General features: G+C 63.6%; 16 protein-coding genes. 10 read left to right on the top strand and 6 right to left on the bottom strand.

From position 1 onward, the window contains the following. Nucleotides 1–10: 10 nt before the first annotated feature. From vasI to tssM, 3 genes are read left to right on the top strand one after another with little or no spacing between them, the layout of a single operon-like run. Nucleotides 11–637, top strand: coding sequence for a type VI secretion system-associated protein VasI (vasI, locus tag H618_RS21895; RefSeq protein ID WP_342663844.1), 627 nt, complete (start codon nt 11–13; stop codon nt 635–637). After that, nucleotides 625–2,085 carry a type VI secretion system protein TssA gene (gene tssA, locus H618_RS0118595; protein WP_028696497.1) on the top strand — a complete coding sequence of 487 codons (1,461 nt, stop codon included), beginning with the start codon at nt 625–627 and terminating at the stop codon, nt 2,083–2,085. The genes vasI and tssA overlap by 13 nt, the downstream gene beginning before the upstream one ends. Continuing rightward, on the top strand, nt 2,082–5,690 hold the full coding sequence (tssM, locus tag H618_RS0118590; RefSeq protein ID WP_028696496.1) for a type VI secretion system membrane subunit TssM: 3,609 nt from the start codon (nt 2,082–2,084) through the stop codon (nt 5,688–5,690). The genes tssA and tssM overlap by 4 nt, the downstream gene beginning before the upstream one ends. A 168-nt stretch (nt 5,691–5,858) precedes the next feature. On the opposite strand, the gene H618_RS23295 is transcribed toward tssM, so the two are convergent. Next, nucleotides 5,859–5,993, bottom strand: coding sequence for a hypothetical protein (locus tag H618_RS23295; protein ID WP_281169485.1), 135 nt, complete (start codon nt 5,991–5,993; stop codon nt 5,859–5,861). On the opposite strand from H618_RS23295, the gene H618_RS0118585 reads away from it, so the two are divergent. Further along, complete coding sequence (locus H618_RS0118585) at nt 5,992–6,894, top strand: DMT family transporter (RefSeq protein ID WP_050577355.1); 903 nt, start codon at nt 5,992–5,994, stop codon at nt 6,892–6,894. The two genes, H618_RS23295 and H618_RS0118585, sit on opposite strands and share 2 nt — an antisense overlap. Before the next feature lie 18 nt (nt 6,895–6,912). Here H618_RS0118585 and H618_RS0118580 read toward each other — a convergent pair whose 3' ends face one another. Further along, entirely contained in the window at nt 6,913–7,953 is a 1,041-nt protein-coding gene (locus H618_RS0118580; protein ID WP_028696494.1) for a GlxA family transcriptional regulator, read from the bottom strand. Between the two features lie 505 nt (nt 7,954–8,458). Here H618_RS0118580 and H618_RS0118575 point away from each other — a divergent pair. The 4 genes from H618_RS0118575 to H618_RS0118560 all read left to right on the top strand — a co-directional run bounded on the left by H618_RS0118575 (nt 8,459) and on the right by H618_RS0118560 (nt 13,765). Continuing rightward, on the top strand, nt 8,459–9,778 hold the full coding sequence (locus tag H618_RS0118575; protein WP_028696493.1) for an NAD(P)/FAD-dependent oxidoreductase: 1,320 nt from the start codon (nt 8,459–8,461) through the stop codon (nt 9,776–9,778). Between the two features lie 193 nt (nt 9,779–9,971). Then, nucleotides 9,972–11,300, top strand: a complete 1,329-nt coding sequence (locus tag H618_RS0118570) for an MFS transporter (protein WP_028696492.1) — start codon at nt 9,972–9,974, stop codon at nt 11,298–11,300. A 68-nt stretch (nt 11,301–11,368) separates the two neighbouring features. Further along, the gene (locus H618_RS0118565; RefSeq protein WP_028696491.1) at nt 11,369–12,262 is read left to right on the top strand and encodes a dihydrodipicolinate synthase family protein; all 894 of its coding nucleotides are present in this window, start codon (nt 11,369–11,371) and stop codon (nt 12,260–12,262) included. Nucleotides 12,263–12,274: 12 nt separating this feature from the next. Next, a complete protein-coding gene (locus H618_RS0118560; RefSeq protein ID WP_028696490.1) occupies nt 12,275–13,765 on the top strand; it encodes an aldehyde dehydrogenase in 1,491 nt (496 codons plus the stop codon). A gap of 133 nt (nt 13,766–13,898) precedes the next feature. On the opposite strand, the gene H618_RS0118555 is transcribed toward H618_RS0118560, so the two are convergent. The 3 genes from H618_RS0118555 to choX form a co-directional block, all read right to left on the bottom strand. Beyond that, on the bottom strand, nt 13,899–15,281 hold the full coding sequence (locus tag H618_RS0118555; protein WP_033727788.1) for an FAD-binding oxidoreductase: 1,383 nt from the start codon (nt 15,279–15,281) through the stop codon (nt 13,899–13,901). Beyond that, complete coding sequence (locus tag H618_RS21890) at nt 15,278–16,063, bottom strand: HpcH/HpaI aldolase family protein (protein ID WP_050577354.1); 786 nt, start codon at nt 16,061–16,063, stop codon at nt 15,278–15,280. Before H618_RS21890 ends, H618_RS0118555 begins: the two co-directional genes overlap by 4 nt. 111 nt (nt 16,064–16,174) lie before the next feature. After that, nucleotides 16,175–17,125 (bottom strand): choline ABC transporter substrate-binding protein, encoded by a 951-nt coding sequence (gene choX, locus H618_RS0118545; RefSeq protein WP_050577353.1) that lies wholly within the window; start codon nt 17,123–17,125, stop codon nt 16,175–16,177. A 196-nt stretch (nt 17,126–17,321) separates the two neighbouring features. Here choX and H618_RS0118540 point away from each other — a divergent pair, with 196 nt between their 5' ends. Continuing rightward, nucleotides 17,322–18,284 (top strand): GlxA family transcriptional regulator, encoded by a 963-nt coding sequence (locus tag H618_RS0118540; protein WP_028696487.1) that lies wholly within the window; start codon nt 17,322–17,324, stop codon nt 18,282–18,284. 21 nt (nt 18,285–18,305) lie between these two features. On the opposite strand, the gene H618_RS0118535 is transcribed toward H618_RS0118540, so the two are convergent. Beyond that, on the bottom strand, nt 18,306–19,040 hold the full coding sequence (locus H618_RS0118535; RefSeq protein WP_028696486.1) for a GntR family transcriptional regulator: 735 nt from the start codon (nt 19,038–19,040) through the stop codon (nt 18,306–18,308). A 518-nt stretch (nt 19,041–19,558) separates the two neighbouring features. Here H618_RS0118535 and H618_RS0118530 point away from each other — a divergent pair. Continuing rightward, a complete protein-coding gene (locus tag H618_RS0118530; RefSeq protein ID WP_028696485.1) occupies nt 19,559–20,410 on the top strand; it encodes a glycine betaine ABC transporter substrate-binding protein in 852 nt (283 codons plus the stop codon). The last annotated feature ends 21 nt before the right edge of the window (nt 20,411–20,431 follow it).

Raw genomic sequence — 20,431 nt, 5'->3', positions numbered from 1 at the left:
GTAGTTTGCCGTGAACGCTCGGAATACATATGGCGCAGGTCTATTCCTGCTACTCAGTTGTCTGCCGCTATCCGCATACGCTGTTCAAGACTGTGCAAACATCGTGTCGAACCTTGAGCGTCTGGCATGTTTCGACAAGTCTGCCGGCACCCCGGCTCGCCTGGACCGAATGAAATGGTCCGCGCCAGAGCAGGACTCTCCTACCTGGCGTCGGGTGATGGCTCATGAGGCCCGTCGAAAGGCAGATGACCTCACCTTTCATCTCAGCGCCGAGCCAGAGGGCTTGCTGATATCCGCGCCCGCTATCGCAACGCCCTCTGCGTACCTGGTCATCAGCTGTGTGCAGAACATTTCCAGACTGCAGTTGGTCCTTGGTCAGCCCCTCGATGTCGGGCGGGTCGTGGTGCGCCTGCAGAGTGAGCGCCGGGCCACCCACCCAACGCCATGGCAGGTCATGGAGAACGGCCAGGTACTCGATGGCGGTCGCGGTTTGCCAGGTATCGAGCAAATCAGGCAACTGATCGGTGCTCACCGGATCCAGGTGGAGGGCGATCACCCCAGCGTCGAGGGCTTGGTGTTCGACGCACAAGGGCTTGACCCGCTCATCGACCAGGCGCGCAAGACATGTCGCTGGTAGCGCCGGGCGCAGGGGAGGAGCTGGTTCGATTGCTGGCGCCTGTCGATCCCCTGGCACCGGCTGGCCTGTTCGATGTAGAGGATGAGACCTACCAGGCGATCGACCAGGAGATGGTCAAGCTGGGCGGGTTGCAGGAAGCGTCGATCGACTGGGCCTACATCGAAGAAGCCTCCTGCCAGTACCTGGTTCATCAGTGCAAGCATCTGCGCATCGTCGCTCATTTGAGTGCTGCGTGGCTGCGTAGCGGCTGCTGGCAGCATTGGGGGCTCACACTGGCGTTGCTTGCCGGTGTCGTCGAGCGCTATTGGGAAACGGCGTATCCAAAACCGGGCCCTACCGGTTTTCTGGGCAAGCGCAAACTGGTCGGCATGGTGCTCACCCGTTTGATCGACGCGATGCCACGGCTGGACCGCTTCACCTACAACGTCACCCACCTCGCCACGGCTCAGGATGGGCTGAGGTGCCTGCAGTCCCAGCAAGACACCGCTCAGTTGAATGCAACGGTTCTGGCCGACCTGGAGCGTCTGCTGGGTCAGCATTCGGCGCTTGTCAGCGGCGCCGTTGAACCTGCCCCTTCCAGCCTTCGTGCCCCAACCAGCAAGCCGACTGCACCGCTCGAGACGATTGCCGCCCCGATGCCGCAGATTTCCCTGGGCAACGAACGAGAAACCCGTCGCGCCGTACTGGGCATGGCTGAATTCATCAATCGACAAGACCCCTACGACCCAACGGGCTACCAGCTCCGTCGCTTTGGGCTGTGGGCACATATTCAGACGGCCCCACAAGCCAGGCAGGACAGCCGAACCGAACTGATGGCCGTGCCGCAGGACATTGTCGGTGACTACGAAGAGGCTATCGCCGGTACGACGGTCGACGCAGCATTGCTGCTGCGCATCGAAAAAAGCGTCACCGCCTGCCCGTATTGGATTCGCGGCAACTATCTTGCTGCCGCTGCCGCAACGCGGCTGGCAATGGGCGAGGTGGCTGAGGCCATCCGCTGCGCGACGGGCAGGTTCGTATTGCGCGTACCGGCACTGCAAGCGCTGTGTTTCAGCGACGGCAGCGTGTTCGTGGATGACCAGTGTCTGGCCTGGCTAAAGGCATCACAGACGGCGTGCGAGCAGGACCCAGGTACCCAGGAATTCGCAAGCCTGCGCGAGGAGATGGTCGCTCAGCTGGAAAGCGCTGGCGTCGAGCCGGTGCTGCTCAAACTACAAGGCTTGCAGAGCGAGCTTCGAACGCCCCGAGAGCGCTGCCACACCACGCTGATTGCCGCCGACCTGCTGGCTGCGCGCGGCGTGTCGTGGCTGGCTCAGGATCTGTTCGCAAACGTCGCACACCTCATGCAGCACACCACTGCCAGTGCCTGGGAACCTGAAGTATTCCGGCGGCTTCAGCAGTCTGCCACCCCCCTAATGCTGGCCGATCGGCACAAGGAGTCTCGATGAATCAACTGTGGAAGCCACTCAAACGCTGGGGCCTGCCGCTGCTCACGCGTATCGGTCTGGCGATGCCGCTTCTGCTCGTGCTCGGCGCTTTGCTGATGCTCGTCGCCATCTGGTGGCTCGGCCCGCTGTGGACCTGGCGCGGGCAGCAACCGTTGGCCAGCATGGCCCATCGCAGCCTGGCGAGTCTGTTGCTGATACTGGTGCCTCTGCTGGGCTGGCTGGTAGTGCTCGGCACGCGCTTTCGCCGGTTGCAGGCGCAGAGCCAGCAGGCGAGCGCCGCTGAGCTTGACCAGGCGCTGCCCCTGATCGACGCGCAACAGACAGCGCTCGATCAGGGGTTGGCACATTACCTGGACAACGCCGGAGGTCGCCGCGCGTTGTACCGGTTGCCCTGGTATTTGTTGGTCGGTGACGAGGGCGCCGGAAAAAGCATGTTCATCGATCACAGCGATCAGAACTTTTCCTTGACGCGCATCGACAAGGCCCAAAAACGGGGTAAGCACGCCCAGGCGCTGCCCTATCCAGTGGGCTGGTGGATCAGCGATAACGCAGTGATTATCGATCCGCCCGGTGCCTTCATTCGTCAGGAGGGGCTCGTCGAGCAGCGCGGCGCAGAGGAGTCGACGCTACCGCCAACGACCACGGCAAGATTGTGGCAGCACCTGTTGGGCTGGTTGCTGAGCAACCGTAGCCAGCGTGCGCTCAATGGCCTGTTGCTGACCATCGACCTACCGGCACTGCTGCATGGCGGTCCTGAGCAACGGGTGGCACTGGCGCACGTCCTGCGCGCGCGGCTGCATGAGGTCAGTAGCCGGTTGGGTTCGCGCCTGCCGCTGTATGTGGTGTTGACCAAGTTCGACCTTCTGGAGGGTTTCGACCAGTTGTACGGCAGTCTTACGCCAGCCAGGCGAGAGGACATGCTGGGTTTCACCTTCAAGCTCGACGCAGGCGGCAGCTTCGACGCCTGGCTGGACGAGTATGACGCTCACTACGAGCGGTTGATCAGCCAATTGTTCGAGCAGGTGCTGGACCGAATCGACGCACTTGGCAGTGCAGCGGCGCGCACGCGCCTGTTCTCGTTGCACGCCCAACTGGCCGGTCTGCGTCCCATATTGAAGGGCTTTCTGGGTGAAACGCTGGCCAGCGACCGTTTCACCACGCCCGCCCTGGTGCGTGGCGTGTACTGGTCCTCGGTGGCACAGCAGGGCGATGTGCTCAATGCGTTCGTTCGCGAGGCCGCGCAGCCCTACAAGACCAAACGCCCCCTGCGCGAAGGCAAGGCTTCGGCCAAGCCACTGGCCTATTTCATCCAGCATGCCTTCAGACGCGTCATTCTCCAGGAAGCCGGCCTGGCGGGAGACAACGTCAAGGTCGCCCGGCGCAAGCGCCAGTTGCTCTGGCTCAGCGCGGGTGTCGGCGGGCTGGCGGTCTGCGTGGTCATCGCCAGCTGGCAGCACTACTTTGCTATCAATGCGGCCAAGGCCGCCAGCGTGCTCGCCAAGAGCCGTGAGTACAGCCACTACCAGGTCGACCAGAAGATCGACCCCACCGGACGCAACCTGCTCGAGCCACTGGATCAGATCCGCGATGCCGTCGCAGTGTTCGGTGATTACCGTGCCGCCTGGCCGGCCGTCGCTGATCTGGGCCTGTACCAGGGCCACGCCATCGGCCCGCGTGTCGATGAGGCCTATCTGAGTCTGCTCTCGCGGCGGTTTCTACCGGCCTTGGCCAGCGGCGTGATCGACGCCATGAATGCCGCACCGCCGGGTAGTGAGCAGCAGATGGCGGCGTTGAGGGTCTACCGGATGCTGGAGGATCGGCGCAACCGGCGCCCCGAGTGGGTCCAGGACTGGATGGCCCGCCAGTGGCAGCAGGCGTTTCCCGGCCAGGGTCAGCTGCAGCGCGATCTCATGCAGCACCTGCAATATGCCTTGGCCTACGCCGATACCGACCTGTCGCACTACCGCGAACGGGTCGTGCAGGTGCAGCAGGCGTTGCGCCAGGTGCCGCTGCCTCAACGGGTCTACGCAGGCCTCAAGCAACAGGCCCAGGAGCAACTGCAAAGGGGCCTGGACCTGCGTCAGCAAGTCGGGCCGGCATTCGATGTGGTGTACCAGCCGGCTTCTCCATCAGTGCGGATGGAGGAGGGTGTCCTACTCGCCCCAATGCTCACGGCCAAAGGTTTCAGGGAGTATTTCGAGCCGCGCAGCCGACAGTTCGCGGAGATGGCCATGGTCGATCAGTGGGCGTTGGGTGAGCGCGCGCAACTGGATTACTCAACGGCTGACCGCCAGGCGCTCAGCGAACGGCTGCGTAGCCTGTACAGTGCCGACTACATCGACAGCTGGCGGCGGGGCTTGAACGCGTTCGCCATCGCTGATTTTCACGACCTTGACCAGGCTGTGGCGATTCTCCAGCAACTGACCGGGCCGGCGGCGCCGTTGCAACGTTTGCTGGAGACAGTGCAGGAAAACACTTCGCTGTCGGCGCCCGCACCGGCACTGGCGGGCGCGACCGAGAGGCAGCCGGCCAGCGGTGACGTCGAGCAGCAACTGGCGTCGACGATTGAGCGCGCGTTTGCAGGGCTCAGTGGGTTGTTGCAATCATCCGCTGAAAAGCCGAGCTACTACGATGAGACGGTCGGTGCCATCAGCGCCGTTCACGACTACGCCAAGGCCGTGCAGACCAGTCCCGACCGCGGCAAGGCAGCGCTGCAGGCGGTGCATCAGCGCTTTTCGATGACCGGCAGCGATCCGCTCAGCACGTTGCAGCGAGTGGCGACAGGGCTGCCTGAACCTATCAACCATCAGGTCAGGAAAGTCGCCGAGCAAACTGCGCGCGTACTGAATGTCGAAGCCCTGCGCGAGCTCGAGCGGCGTTGGGACAGCGAGGTGTACAGCTTCTTCCAGCAGCGCCTGGCCGAGCGCTATCCCTTCACGGCCAGGGCGCCCGATGCCTCGCTGGATGACTTCGAAGCGTTCTTCGGGCCCAAAGGCCGGCTGCAGCAGTTCCATCAGCAGTATTTGAAGCTCTTCCTCGAGGACAACCTGGAAGCGTTGCAGTCCGGGCAGCAGGGGCAGTCGCTGATCCGCAGCGATGTCATAGAACAGTTGGCGCTGGCCGAACGCATCCGCGAAACCTTCTTCGATCAGCGCGGCAACCTGAGCGTGCAGTTGAGTATCGAGCCGTTGGGCTTGAGCGCGAATCAGCGCACCAGCCTGCTCGACCTGGATGGCCAGCTGATTGCCTACACCCACGGGCCTGGGCAGATTACCGGTATCGTCTGGCCCAATACGCTGGGCCAACAGGTGCGCAGCAACCTCACGCTGCTCAGGCAGAACGGCAACAGCAGTAGCCTTGAATACCGCGGTCCGTGGTCAATGTTTCGCCTGCTCAGTCGTGGTTCGCTCAATGGGAGGACCGCGACCAGCGTGGACTTGAGCTTCAAGACCGGGGATGGGGTCATGCGCTACCGGGTCAACGCGCAAAAGGCTTTCAACCCAATCACTCAACAGCCGTTCAAGCACTTCCGCTTGCCGAGGGGGCTGTTGCAACTCAGCGCGGATGTGGCTCAGGCCTCAGGTGCGGGCAGTTCAGCGCTGTAGGCGAGGGGAGTGGAGGGTGCGCTGAGCAAGGCCTGCGCACGTCCACTTTGAGCAAAGCCACGTCTTGCTCGAACGATCGGGTGCGTCGGTGACCGTCGATAATTCTCCCGACGGTTCATCGCGCGCCCTGGCGAGCCGTCACTTGCTTCGCGAGTCAGCAGCCTCGTCTCACAATTCCAACGCTGCGGCGCCCCAGCACCGGTAATCCGGTCGCACCCCCAAAACCAGAAAACGCCATTCAAAGCCATTGCCGCGCTGCGCCTGCGCGGCCTGCGCTCGCACCTTCTTTGAGACGACTGCCATGCTCGCCACTTCTGTTTCTTCTGCCGGAGTCTGTTCCGGTCAGCGTAATGCCTTGTTCGCCGCGCACTTCGCTGCGCTGCTGTTCGGCGTCACCGGCCTGCTCGGTGCGCTGATCCTGGCCGATGCCAGCATCATCACCTTTGGGCGAGCGACGTTCGCGTTCATTGCCCTGGGTTTCGTTGCCGGTCTCAAGGGCACGCGTCTGCTGGATGCCTTGAGCTGGCGCAACGCGCCGGTGCTGGCGCTGACGGGCACCTTGTTGGCGGTGCATTGGGTGACCTTCTTCATCGCCGTCAAAGTCGGTGGAGTGGCGGTGGCGACCTTGGGCTTTGCCAGCTTTCCCGCGTTCATCGCGCTGATCGACAGGCTCTGTTTCGCAGAACGCATCGGCGGTGGCGAGATACTTCTGTTGCTGTTGGTGAGCACCGGCCTGGTGTTGGTGGTGCCTTCGTTCGATACGCTCGATGACGGCACGCTGGGGCTGCTCTGGGGATTGGCCTCAGGTCTGGCGTTTGCCCTGCTGGCGGTGGTCAATCGCCGTCACACGCAGAGCATGAAGGCCCTGCAAACGGCGTTCTGGCAGAACGTGGTGGTGGCGATGCTGATGGCGCCGTTCGCCTTCAGCCATCTGCCGAGCACCCAGTTGGGGACCACAGACTGGACCAGCCTGGCGCTGTTGGGCATTTTCTGCACGGGGCTGGCACAGGTGATGTTCGTCAAAAGCCTGGACGGTCTACCGGCGCGTTCGGCCGGGATGATCATCGCGCTCGAGCCGGTGTACGCCATCATCGGCGCCTGGTGGTTGTTCGCTGAGCAGCCGTCACTGCGTATGGCGGCCGGCGCGGCGTTGGTGGTGGCCGCATCGGTGCTCAGCGCGCGGCGCAAGGTCGCCGTGCACTAGCGCCGGCGGGTTGTGGCCTCAGCGCGGCTTGCGCGCCAGGCTCTTGATGCAGCCAAAGCGCTTTTCCTTCGATGGGCTGTAGCCGAAGAACGATGCGTAGCATTTGCTGAAGTGGCTGGCGGAAACGAACCCGCAGGCCACGGCCACACCCAGCAGGGGCAGGTCGGAGTACTGCAGCAGGCGCCGGCTTTCGGTGATGCGCAACTCCATGTAGTAGCGCACCGGTGTGGTACCCAACTGGTGTTGAAACAGTCGGCCGATCTGGCGCTTGGATCGGCCGACACAGGCTGCCAACTGATCCTGATCCAGCGGCTCTTCGAGGTTGACGCTCATCAAATTGATGGCTTCGCGCAGCGGTTCGCTGATGTTGCTCTGAAGTGCAGGGGTGGTGCGCCGGTAGCGTGAGGCCTCGAAGGCCAGAATGGCGGTGATGCCATCGGTAAGCTCGGTACCACGCTGTGCACCCAACCATTCCAGCAGCATGTTGAACGCGCCCGCCGGACTGGCTGCGCTCAGACGATCTCTGTCGACCACGAAGCTTTCGCTACTGACATGACTGGTCTGGGCGATTTCCGCCACGGCGCCACGGTGTTCGGGATGCACGCTGCAGCGGTAGCCGTCGAGCAGTCCGGCCTGGCTGAGGAACCATGTGCCATTCCACAGCCCGGCCAACGCCACCCCCTTGCGCGCCAGCGCCTGCAGCCAGCCACTCAGTTCGCTCGAGGCCACCAGCGGCGTACGCAGGCCGCCACAGATCACCAGCAGATCAAGGCTGTGGGCAAGGCTTGTGCTCATCAGGGCGGCAGGGCTGATGACGATGCCCAGGTCGCTGGTCACCGATCCTTCATGCAATCCATAGGTGGTGCTCAGGCAACTGTCTGACTCGATCAGATTGGCCGTCACCAAGGTGTCCAGTGCCTGGGTAAACGCAGGCAGGGAGAAGTGTTCCAGCAAAAGAAAACCCACGCGTGTCTGCTGCCGGGTGGGCCCACCGCCAAGACGGGTGAAGCGTGAGTTGTGCCCATTCAGAGCACTGCTGAAGCTGCGAGTTGGTTGCACGGCTGGTTTCTCGAGGGTCGGGCAAAGGAAAGAACAGCAGGGTCGTTGCGGCAGGTTGGTCAGCATCAGAAAGGACGAAGCCACGCTGCGAAGATCAATGTATACATTATGTATACATAAATCCATGGGTGTGCTGCCGCGGCTGAGGACAAGTCCATCGGCATGCACAAGCCGCCTTTGAGGGGCGCTTCAAGTCGCTTACAGGCATGCGTTCGTCGCTCTCAGAACGCTCTTAGCGCCGGGCTGGAACTGGGCCGCACGCGGCCTGAAAAATCTGTAGACACACTGTCTAACGATACCTATATTCATTATACAAACTGTAGACAGAGGTCGTTTGCATCGAGTGGGTGGGCTGTCGGCGAGGCTGACGACGCACACCGCTCGACTCGCTGCAATCGGGGCCTCGCCAGGTACGCTCACCGCGCTGCCATGACCCGCCCACAGGCGCGGTGAAGCAGGGCGTGATGAGCAACAGATGCTAACAACAACACCTCTGGTTCCTGACATGACAAAGATGACTTCGCTGCCCGCTGACGACAGCACCTGCGGCTGGTATCACCTGAGCAAGGGGCGGCAGATCAAAGCGCCGCATAGTGGCCACAGCAGTGCCCGCTGGGTGGTAGTCGGAGCAGGTTTCACCGGTCTTGCGGCCGCGCGGCAACTGGCAGAGCATTTTCCCGACGATCAGATCGTGCTGATCGAAGCGCAGGAAGTGGGCTTTGGCTCGTCCGGGCGCAATGCCGGTTTTGCCATCGATCTGCCCCATGACATTGGCGCGGAAGACTACATCGGCGACATCGCCATCGCCCGCTCCACCCTCAAGCTCAACCTCAGTGGCCAGGCGCTGCTCAAACAGTTGGTCGAGCGCTACCAGATCGATTGTCAGATGAAGCACTGCGGCAAGTACCAGGCGGCGGTCGAGCCGCGTGGCATCGCCGTGCTCGAAGCCTATCGGCGCGGTCTGGACAAGCTCGATCAGCCTTACCAGATGATCGACGCCGAGGCGTTGCCCGAGCACATCGGCACCCACTTTTACCGCAAAGCGCTGTTCACCCCGGGGACTTCGCTGGTGCAGCCCTCGGCGCTGGTCAAGGGACTGGCCGACAATCTGCCGGCCAACGTCACCCTGTACGAGCGCACGCCCATCAGCGAGGTCGTCTACGGCGCCAAGTCGGTGCTCAAGCACGCCCATGGCTCGATCACCGCCGACAATCTAGTACTGACCACCAACGCCTTCGGCATGAGCTTCGGCTTCCTTAAAGGCCGGATGCTGCCGGTGTTCACCTACGCCAGCCTGACCCGGCCGATGACCGAGCAGGAGCAGGCGCGGCTTGGCGGCAAGCCCTACTGGGGGCTGATTCCCGCCGACCCGTTCGGCACCACGGTGCGGCGCACGCCAGACAACCGTTTGCTGATTCGCAACAGCTTCAGCTTCAACCCCGATGGCCGCGCCAACCGCAAGTACCTGGAGCGCTTCGCCGTGCGCCATCGCGAGGCGTTTCAACGGCGCTTCCCCATGCTTCCCGATTTGCCGTTCGAATACACCTGGGGCGGCGCGCTGGCGATGTCGCGCAACCACATGGGCTATTTCGGTGAACTGGCGCCACACGTCTATGGCGCGCTGTGCTGCAACGGGCTGGGCGTTACCCGCGGTACGGCCACCGGTACGTTGCTGGCCGACTGGCTCGCGGGCGAGCGCAGCGAGCTGATCGACTTCGTCCGCCAGACCCCAGGGCCGTGCGCGAATCCGCCGGCGCCGCTGATGGCGTTGGGTCTGAACATGAACCTGAGATGGGGGCAGTACCGCGCCGGCAAGGAAAGCTGAGCCTGGTGCTGAGCGAAGCGCCGAATCGCTTCGACCCACGAACAACCCATGAGAGTCGCCGAGTGATCGCCTGTCTCGTCTGCACGGTTTGCCCGCGGGCTGCGTGCGGTCGGGAGCAACGAAGGTGATGCACTGCGCTCAGCGCGACTCTCGCGTCTGGAACCTGGCAGTACGGTGGTAGCAGGAGAAAATAATGACAAACTCTAATGTATCGATCGAAGACGTCCCGATTAACCGCTTTCATCAGTTGCTCACGGTCCGCTCCGGCGGTGGCTCGTTCGTTGATGGCTATGTGCTGAGCATCGTCGGTGTGGCCATGGCGCAGATGTCCGTTGGCCTTGGCCTGACCAGCTTCTGGCAGGGCATGATCGCCGCCTCGGCACTGATCGGCATCTTTTTTGGCGGCTTCTGCGGCGGTTGGCTGACCGACCGCTTCGGTCGCAAACGGGTGTTCTTCGTCGGCCCGACCCTGTTCATTCTCGCCTCCCTGGCGCAGCTATGGGTCGACTCGGCCCTGGCGCTGTTCCTGTTGCGCTTTTCTATCGGCATCGCGGTCGGCATCGAGTACCCGGTGGCCACCTCGTTGCTGGTGGAGTTCCTGCCGAAGAAAAGCCGCGGCCCGCGCCTGGCCACCTTGACCGTGCTGTGGTTCGCCGGCGCGGCCACTGCCTACATGATCGGCGAGGCGATTCTGCACCACGGCGGCGATGACGCCTGGCGCCTGGTACTGGCCAGTGCTGCAGTGGTCGGCGCGCTGTTGTTCGCCTTGCGCCTGGGCACTCCGGAATCGCCGCGCTGGCTGCTCAGCAAGGGCCGCAAGCAAGAGGCCGAACAGGTCATTGCCCAGGTGTATGGCGCGGGCTTCTCGCTGGCCAACCTGCCGGAAGAACCCAAGACCCGCAGGCTGTCGTTCCTCAGCCTGCTGCATTCCGGCTATGGCAAGCGCATGTTGTTCGTGACCATGTTCTGGACCTGCTCGGTGATTCCGGTGTTCGCCGTGTACGCCTTCGCGCCGAAGGTGCTGGGCGCGCTGAACCTCAAGGGCGAGTGGGCGTCGATCGGCTCGGTGGCCATCACCAGCCTGTTCGTGGTCGGCTGCATCATCGCCACGCGCCTGCTCAACACCCTCGGCCGGCGCACGACGCTTTTGCACAGCTTCTTCTGGTCGGGGCTGGCCTTGCTTGGCCTGGGCCTGTTCAGCGGCGCGTCGGAGCTGGTGATTCTTCTGTTGTTCGGCGCCTACGCGCTGCTCATCGGCGGTGCCCAGGTGCTGCAACTGGTGTACCCCAACGAGCTGTTCCCTACCGAAATTCGCGCAGGCGCGGTGGGCGTGGGCACTTCACTGTCGCGGGTCGGTGCTGCCGTCGGCACCTGGCTGGTGCCGATCGGCCTGGACACCTATGGCATTGGCGCAACCATGTACGCCGCCGCCGCAGTCACCTTCGTCGGCCTTGCGTTCTCTTACCTGCTGGCCCCGGAAACCCGTTCGCTGAACCTGCAACAGGCGGCCTCGCTGGCCTGATCTGGCTGACCCTGCGCGACGTCGCGGCGTCGCGCGCTTTCCCACGTTCAATAGTCTGGAGATCCAACGTGAAATTCGAAGGCATCTATACCCCGGCAATCACCCCCCTGGCCGCCGATGGCAGCATCGACACGGCGGCCTTCGCCAACGTCCTCGAGTACCTGGTCGAATCCGGGGTCCACGGCATCATCATCGGTGGCTCCACCGGTGAGTATTACGCCCACACCAGCCAGGAGCGCATCGACCTGGCCGCGCAGGCCAAGGACGTGCTCAACGGTCGTCTGCCGCTGATCGTCGGCACTGGCGGCATTCGCACCGAAGATGCTGTTGCGTTCGCTCAGCACGCCAAGGAAATCAAGGCCGATGCCCTGCTGGTCGGTACCCCGCCGTATGCGCTGCCGACCCAGCAGGAAATCGCTGATCACGTCAAAGCGGTCAACGCTGCCGCTGGCCTGCCGATCATGCTCTACAACTACCCAGGGCGCATGAGCGTGAGCATGGGCGAGGCGTTCTTCGACGCCGTTGCCGACGTCAAGAATGTGGTCGCCATCAAGGAAAGTTCGGGGGATATGGCCCAGCTGCACCGCCTGGCGATCCATCGCCCGAACATCCAGCTGTCGTGCGGCTGGGACGACCAGGCCCTGGAATTCTTCGCCTGGGGCGCGAAAAGCTGGGTCTGCGCCGGTTCCAACTTCATTCCACGCGAACACGTCGCACTGTATGAAGCCTGCGTGATCGAGAAGGACTTCGATAAAGGCCGCAAGATCATGGCCGCGATGATGCCGCTGATGGATTTCCTCGAAGGTGGCAAGTTCGTCCAGGCGATCAAGAACGGTGTGGCCCTCAACGGCCTGAAGACCGGTGGCGTACGCAAGCCACTGTCCGACCTCACCGAGGGCGAGAAACAGGCACTCAAGCAGGTCGTCAGTGAGCTCAAGGCCACCATCGCACAGATCAAATAAGGAGCCCGAACCATGGCTGAATTGCTGAGCAAGGCTCAATACGCGGCCATCGCCGCCGACCTGCAACTGCGTCACCAGGCGTTCATCGACGGTGAATTTCGCGATGCCATTTCTGGCCGCACCTTCGTCACCACCAACCCGGCGACCGGCAAGCAGCTGGCTGAAGTCGCTGCGTGCGACGTCGACGACGTCAATGTGGCGGTCGCCGCAGCCAAGCGCGTGTTCGAGCAGGGCGCCTGGTCGAAACTGCAGCCCGGCGAGCGCAAGCAGGTACTGCTGAAGTTCGCCCAACTGCTGGAAGACCACGCCCACGAGCTGGCCGTGCTGGAAAGCCTGGACAGCGGCAAGCCGGTCAGCGAGTGCCAGAACGTCGATGTGCCGGAAACCATCCACACCATTCGCTGGCACGCCGAGCTGATCGACAAGATCTACGATGCCACCGCGCCGACCGGCAATGCGGCGGTGACCATGGTGGTGCGTGAAGCCATCGGTGTGGTCGGCCTGGTCCTGCCGTGGAACTTCCCGCTGCTGATGCTGGCCTGGAAGATCGCGCCGTCACTGGCCGCCGGCTGTTCGATCGTGGTCAAGCCCGCCAAGGAAACCACGCTGAGCGCGCTGCGTGTGGCCGAGCTGGCGCACCAGGCCGGGGTTCCGGCTGGCGTGTTCAACCTGGTCCCCGGTGGCGGGCGGGAAGTGGGCGAGGCCATCGGCCGGCACATGGACATCCCCATGGTCAGCTTCACCGGTTCCACCGACACCGGCCGCCTGTTCCTCAAGTACGCCGCCGAGTCCAACCTCAAGCGCATCGTGCTCGAGCTGGGCGGGAAGAACCCTGCGGTGGTCATGAACGATTGCGAAGACCTCGACGAAGTGGCGCAGTTCGTCACCGCAGGCGCGTTCTGGAACATGGGCGAGAACTGCTCGGCGTCGTCGCGCTTGATCGTGCATGAAGACGTCAAGGACCCGTTGCTGGCGCTGATCGGCAAGCACCTGAAGGATTGGCAACTGGGTGACCCGCTAGACCCCGACAACCGCCTTGGCGCGATGGTCAGCACGTCGCACTTCGAGAAGGTCAAGTCGTATCTGGACCACGCTGCCGAGCAGAAACTGAGCATCGTACAGGGCGGGCAAACCGAGCACGGGGTGTACGTGCAGCCGACCATCGTCGATGGCGTCGCGCGCGACGACAAACTGTTCGTCGAAGAGATTTTCGGCCCGGTGCTGAGCGTGACCAGCTTCACCACCTTGGATGAAGCCATCGAGCTTGCCAACGACACGGTCTACGGCCTGGCCGCATCGGCCTACACCGGCAGCCTGCGTAACGCGCTGCGCTTGTCCCGTGAGATTCGTGCGGGGGTGGTGACGGTCAACTGCTTCGGCGAGGGCGATGCCTCGACGCCGTTCGGTGGCTACAAGGAGTCAGGTTTTGGCGGGCGCGACAAGTCGATCTGGGCCCACGATCAATACACGGAGCTCAAGACCATCTGGATCAACGCTTCGTGAGCCGAGCGGTAACGGTGCTGTTCTGACGGAGTTCGGCACCGCGCTGACCACTGCCTCGCGAGGGGCAGTGGTTTTTTTGTCTGAGCGGCCAGCGCGGCTGCACATCGCGCACGCTTGCCTGCGGCCAAGGCCGTCAACGGCTTTCGATCACCTTGCCCGGATTGAGAATGTTGTGCGGGTCCAGCGCCCCCTTGAGGGTGCGCATCAGCGCCAGTTCGCCTGGGCTGCGCGAGTAGTGCAGGTAGGCTTTCTTGGCCAGGCCGATGCCGTGCTCGGCGGAAATCGAGCCACCAAGCTCGGCGATGATGCGGTACACGCAGCGCTTGAGGTCGTCCTTGCGCGCCGCGCTCGGCAGGCCTGTGGTGACGTGCACGTTGCCATCGCCCAAATGCGCCAGCACGTGCAGGCCGAGGTTTTCCGGAAACTGCAGGGCCAAGGCTTCACGCACCTGATCGGCGAAGTGCTCGATGCGCGGTAGCGGCAGCGACACGTCGAAATCGATCAGCGTGCTGAACAGCTGAATTTCATCTTCGAATTCTTCACGAATGCGCCACAGCTCGGCGCGCTGGCGCTCGGAATTGGCGATCACCGCATCGACCACACTGCCGCTGTCGAACAGGTCGCTGATCAGGGTCTGGAAGTGCTCGCCGTCGTGCTCGCCGGTGAACCCTTCGACCTCGCACAGCGCGTAGTACGGATAGCTGGCGTCCAGCGGCGCGCGGCCTTGCAGTAACGCGTCGACGTTGAACTGAAAAAACTCCTGCCACATCAACTCGAACGCTGACAGCGTACCGTTGAGCGAGCGGCGCAGGGCAGTCAGGGTGGCGATGACCTGTTCGAAGCTGGCGAAGGCGAGCAGGGCGGTGTTGCAGGAGGTGGGCTTGGGCTGCAGCTTGAGCACCGCCTTGGTGATCACCCCCAAGGTGCCTTCCGAACCGATGAACAGGTGCTTGAGGTCGTAGCCGGTGTTGTCCTTGGCGTAGCTGCTCAGGTGGCTGAGCACGGTGCCGTCGGCCAGCACGCATTCCAGGCCCAGCACCTGGTCGCGGGCTACCCCGTAGCGCAGTGCCTGAAAGCCTCCGGCGTTGGTCGACAACGCGCCGCCGATGCTGGCGCTGCCACGGGCGCCGAAGTCCAGCCCCAGGCGCAGGTCGGCCGCCGCGCACACTTGTTGCACGTGCTCCAGGACCGCCCCGGCACCGACCTCCAGGGTCATGGCGCCGGCATCAGGCCTGCCAATGGCGTTGAGGCGTTCCAGCGACACCAGCAGCGTCTGCGCATCGCCCAGGGTGGCGCTGACCAGGTTGGTACGTCCGCCTTCGATGATCAGCGGCTGGCGCGCCTCGTTGCACAGCGCCAACAGCGCCGACAGCGCCTCGGTGCTGGCCGGGCGCGCCAGGCCCAGGGCCAGGGTCGGTGTGGCGTTCCAGAAGTCCACCGGCCGCTGGCGCAGCTCGGCGGCGTCGATCCAGCCGTTGGCGCCGACGATGGCTTTGATGCGTTCGCAGAGGTTCATGGGCAGGGTGCTCCTGATGGCAGTTCGGCCAGTTGGCGGGCCTGTGCCTGGCCAGCCTGGGTGATGAAGCCGATGTCCGAACCGAGGGTGAACAGGCTAAAGCCCATGGCTTGCAGTGCCGGCAGCTCGGCCGCCGAAGGCACATCGATGCCCAGCGTCTTGCCGGCCGCCCGGCCCACGGCGCAGACCCGCTGCAAGGCCGCCAGCAGCGCCGGGCGAAAGGGCCCTGGCGCCAGGCCTAACGACTGCGCCAGGTCGCTAGGGCCGACGTAGAGCACATCGATGCTGGGCACCGCGGCAATCGCCTCGAGGTTGTCCAGGCCCAGGCGGCTTTCGATTTGCACGATCAGCAGCGTGCGGGCATTGGCCTGTTGCAGGTAGTCGGTGAAGTGCTGGTAGTAGCCCGACGCGCGCCACGGGCCGATGCCGCGGGTACCGAGCGGGGCGTAACGGCTGGCGTCGACGATGGCGGCGGCCTGTGCGGCGGTCTCGACCATCGGCAGCATCAGCCCGGCGACGCCGGCATCCAGCGCCTGCTTGATGTGCTCCGGGGCATGCGAGGGCACGCGGTACAGCACCGGCTTGTGATAGCGCTCGGCACACGGCAGCAGGCCGCGCAGGGCGGTGGGCGGAATCGGCGTGTGTTCACCGTCGAGCAGCAGGAAGTCGTTGTCCAGGGCGGCCATCAGCTCGACCACCGTGGGGTCGGGGATGCCCACCCACGGGCCGATCAGGCGCGCGCCGTCGGCCAGCGCAGCGGGGAGGTGCGGTGCAGGGTTCATGCGCTCGTTCTCGTGTCGGGGCCACGCGCAGGCGTTGCGTGCCAGTGCACGCAAGCGGCGGCGGGGCGCAGTTGCATCAACAGGGGGGAGCCGCCGCGGCGGCCCGGGCGACTAGCGCAGCGGCGTGCCGTCGACGCGGGTCACCCCTTGCAGCCAGGTGTCGCGGCGCTGCGGATGCTTGGCCAGCCACTGCGCGGCCACCTGCTCGGCCGGGGCGCGGTCCATGATGGGGATCATCATTTCGCTCTCTTCCTCGGCGGTGAAGGTGAGGTTTTCCAGCAGGCGCTGAACGTTCGGGCACTGCGCCTTGTAGTCGGGCGCGGTCAGGGTGCTGACGGTGGCCTTGCCGTCGTTGGGGGCGAACACGTCGTCGCTGCCGCTGAGGAACGAGATATCGAAGTTGACGTTCATCGGGTGCGGGGTCCAGCCGAAGAACACCACGTCGTCCTTGCGCGCCACGGCGCGCTTGAGGGTCGAGACGATGCCGATCTCACCCGATTCGATCAGGCGGAAATCCTTCAGCCCGAACTTATCGTCGGCGATCATCTGCTTGATGATCTGGTTGGAGCCGACACCCGCCTCCAGCCCGTAGATCTTGCCGCCCAGGCTCTTCTGGAAACGGGCGATGTCGCTGAAGCTCTTCAGGCCCTTGTCGTACAGGTAGGTCGGCACCGCCAGGGTGGTGCGTGCATCGCGCAGGCTCGGTTGCGGCAGCTGGGTGGCCTGGCCTGCGTCGAGGAACGGCTGCACCACTGGGGTCATCAACGGCTGCCAGTAACCCAGGTAGATATCCAGGCGCTTGTCACGGATGCCGGCCATGATGATCTGCTGCGAGGCGGTGGTTTGCTTGACCTCGTAGCCGAGCTCTTCGAGCAAGTGCTTGGCGATGGCGCTGGTGGCGATCACGTCGGTCCAGCTCACCAGGCCCATGCGCACGGTCTTGCAGCTCTCGGCCTCGGCCGCCTGAAGCGAGGCCAGCGGCGTGGCGGCGAGGGCGCCCAGCAGTAGCCAGCGGCCCAGCGAACGGGCTGACGTCGATGATGGGAATCGGGGTGTCTTCATGCTCTTGTCATCCTGCGCACGTGATGAAATCCATAAGCCGGTCGGGCAGGCGTCACTGCCTGCTGGTGGATGCAAAGCTACGGCAGTGGGCGTAGCAAGGAGCGGACTTTTCCGACGTATTCAGGTACTTTTCCGACTTCTTTACTTGCCACTTGCCATCAGCGAGCCGGGCGCTGGGCGGGTCATGGAGGGTGTTATGCCACGGGATTTCCGCTTCCTGCTGTTGCCGGGCTTTCCGCCCTCGGCCTTCGTCAACGCGGTGGAAGTGCTGCGCATCGCCAACCGCTTTCAGCCAGACTACTACCGTTGGCGCATCCTCAGCCTCGATGGCGCAGCGGTGCAGTCGTGCAGCGGCATGAGCATCGCTGCCGACCAGGCCCTGGGGCCGGTGCCGCTCGACTGCATGGTGATCGTGGTGGCCGGCTACGAGCCGCTTGCCTGCTACAGCGACGCGCTGCAAGCCTGGCTGCGCCAGCTGGCCGCGGCGCGGGTGGCGCTGGGCGCGGTGGATACCGGGGTGTTTCCGCTGGCCCGCGCCGGGGTGCTCAACGGTTACAAGGTGACCGTGCACTGGGAAGCGCTGGAGGCATTTCGCGAGTCGTTTCCGGGCATTCCCACCAGCCTGGAATCGTTCGAGATCGACCGCGATCGCATCAGCTGTGCCGGCGGCGCCGCGACCCTCGACATGATGCTGCACCTGATCAGCCTGCAGCATGGCTCGCAACTGGCGGTGCGGGTGTCCGAACAACTGGTGATGGGCTCGGTGAGACTGGCGCAGTTTCCCCAGCGTACGCACATCGTCGGCCGCTATGGCACCAGCAACAAGAAGCTGGTCAACGTGATTCGGCTGATGAACGAGCGCATGGAGCATCCACTGAGCACCGAGGCGCTGGCGAGCATGGTGTCGATCACCGCGCGGCAACTGGAACGGCTGTTTCGTCTGCACCTGAGCAGTACACCGAAACGTTTCTACCTCGACCTGCGCCTGGACAAGGCCCGTCAGTTGCTACGCCAGACCGAACTGAGCATCACCGAGGTGAGTCTTGCCTGCGGCTTCGAGTCGGCCTCGTATCTGGCCCGGCGCTACAGCGCGCGGTTCGCCTGCACGCCGCGCCAGGACCGCGCATTTCCCACCCAGGTCAACACTCACCTGCACTGAGCGCCGGGCCTGCGCGGCAGCTCAGTACGCCAGCGCCACCTCGACGCCGCTGGGCGCGGTGTACTCGGCCATGCGCCGGCGCGACAGTTCCCAGTGCGCCTGGACGATTTCGGTGGCGCCCTGGGGGTCGCGCCGCTCGATGGCGGCGATCATCTGGTCGTGCTGGTCGCAGGCCAGCTCCAGGTCGCGCTGCATGTCGTCGGTGGTGGGGTGGCGATAGAAGATACGTCCCAGTCGGGCGTGGTCGATGAGCAGGCGGCGCAGGCTCGGCATGAGGTAGTCGTTGTGCGCCATCTTGCCGATTTCCAGGTGGAAGGCATCGTTGTGGATGACGCGGTTCTCCACGTCCTTGTCTTCGATGGCCTGGCGAAACTGCGCCTGGATGCGCTTGAGCTGTTCGATTTCGCTGGGGCTGGCATGTAGCGCGGCCAGTTGCGTGGTGGCGATGTAGATCAGCGGCGCGGCGAGGAAGAAACTGCGCAGCGAGTCGTGGTTCATCGCCGCCACCCGCGGTGCGCGGTTGGTTTCAAGCTCGATGTAGCCTTCGGCGGCGACCTGGCGAAGCAGCTCGCGCACCGGTGGCCGCGACAGGCCGAACTCGTTGCCCAGGGCAATTTCGTCGACCACCGCGCCCGGTGCCAGCTCCATGCTCAGGATGCGCCGGCGCAGGGCATCGCCCAGCACCACCTTGCGGTCGATGGGAATGGCCGTGCCGGTCTCGGTGGGCGCCGCTGCGGGGGATTTCTTGCTGGGCATGGATGGGGTCTACCGTTGCCTAATGACTATGAAATCCAGGTAGACAACAGGTCTACAGACTTTCATCGAGGAATGTGTGGGCCGTAGTGTACCGCGATGGTGCAGCGAAACAATCCGTCCTTCCGAGCCCATCGCGCCACCGGTCCCAGACCTGCAACGACGCGTTTGCCAGGGCCCGGTGCCTGCTCACCGAGCACCCCTGCAAGGCCAGCGCTAACACGCATGTTCAGCCGTAACGCTGTTCCATTGACGACAAAACCCTGCCCGATAGCGACGCATATTTCCTTGACCGACCCCATAGCTAATCGCCTGCAGCTCAGGCGCAGTAACGCTTTGCGCCCTGAAACTATGAATTCTTTATGTATACATACTGAATTCAATGAGTATTGACCCGCATTTTCGGCCATGCGAGTCTCGCCCCAGGCGCCACGGCTTCACCACCGGCGGGCAACCCTGCGGCATGGCGCCCAACAGCTCAGGGGCGGCACTGATAACTCCACAAAAAAAGGTACGAGCCAATGCATTACATGAAGAAGGCGCTCTGTGCGCTGGCGATGGTGGGCGCAGCGGTATTCAACGTTCAGGCAGAAGAAAAAGTCATCCAGATGGGCACGTTGTCGTGGGAGGACCTCACGCCCATCACCGGTATCACCAAGAAAGTCCTGGAAGACTCCGGCTACACGGTCAAGGTCACTTCGTTCTCGGAATGGGGCATCACCTACGCCGCGCTGAGCAAAGGCGACATCCAGATACTCGCCTCGCAGATCGATTACGTGGCCCAGGACTACTGGAACCGCAACAAGAACCGTCTGGAAAAACTCTCGCCGGTTTCCCACGGCCTGTACCAGGGCATCGCCGTGCCTAAGTACGTCGACATCGACTCGCTCGAGCAACTCAACGATCAGGCGGCCAAGTTCAACAACAAGATCATCGGCATCGAGCCAGGTTCGGGGCTGATGAGCGATGCGGCCAAGGCAGTCAGCGAGTACGGCATCAAGCTCAACCTGCTCGAAGGCAGCTCCGCCGCCATGACCGCAGCGCTGAAGTCGGCGATCGACCGCAAGGAGTGGGTGGCGGTCACCATCTGGGAACCGTCGTGGATGACGCAGAAATACGACCTCAAGTTCCTCAAGGACCCGAAGGGGGTGTTCCCGCCGCCACAAGGCTACTACTGGATCGGCCAGAAGGGCTTCTCGGAAAAGAACCCGCATGCGCGTGAAGTGCTGGCCGGCGTTTACGTCCCGCTCAGCGATATCACCGCCATCAACGGCGAAGTCAAGGACGGCAAGACCATGGACCAGGCCGTTGCCGACTGGACCGGCCGCAACGCCGAACTGATCAAACGCTGGGAAAACATCAAGAAGCCTTGATCTGCAGTGCGGCTGTGCCCA

The organism is Pseudomonas cremoricolorata DSM 17059 = NBRC 16634 (genome assembly GCF_000425745.1).
Lineage (GTDB): Bacteria > Pseudomonadota > Gammaproteobacteria > Pseudomonadales > Pseudomonadaceae > Aquipseudomonas > Aquipseudomonas cremoricolorata.
This window is presented reverse-complemented; position numbering and strand designations above follow the sequence as displayed.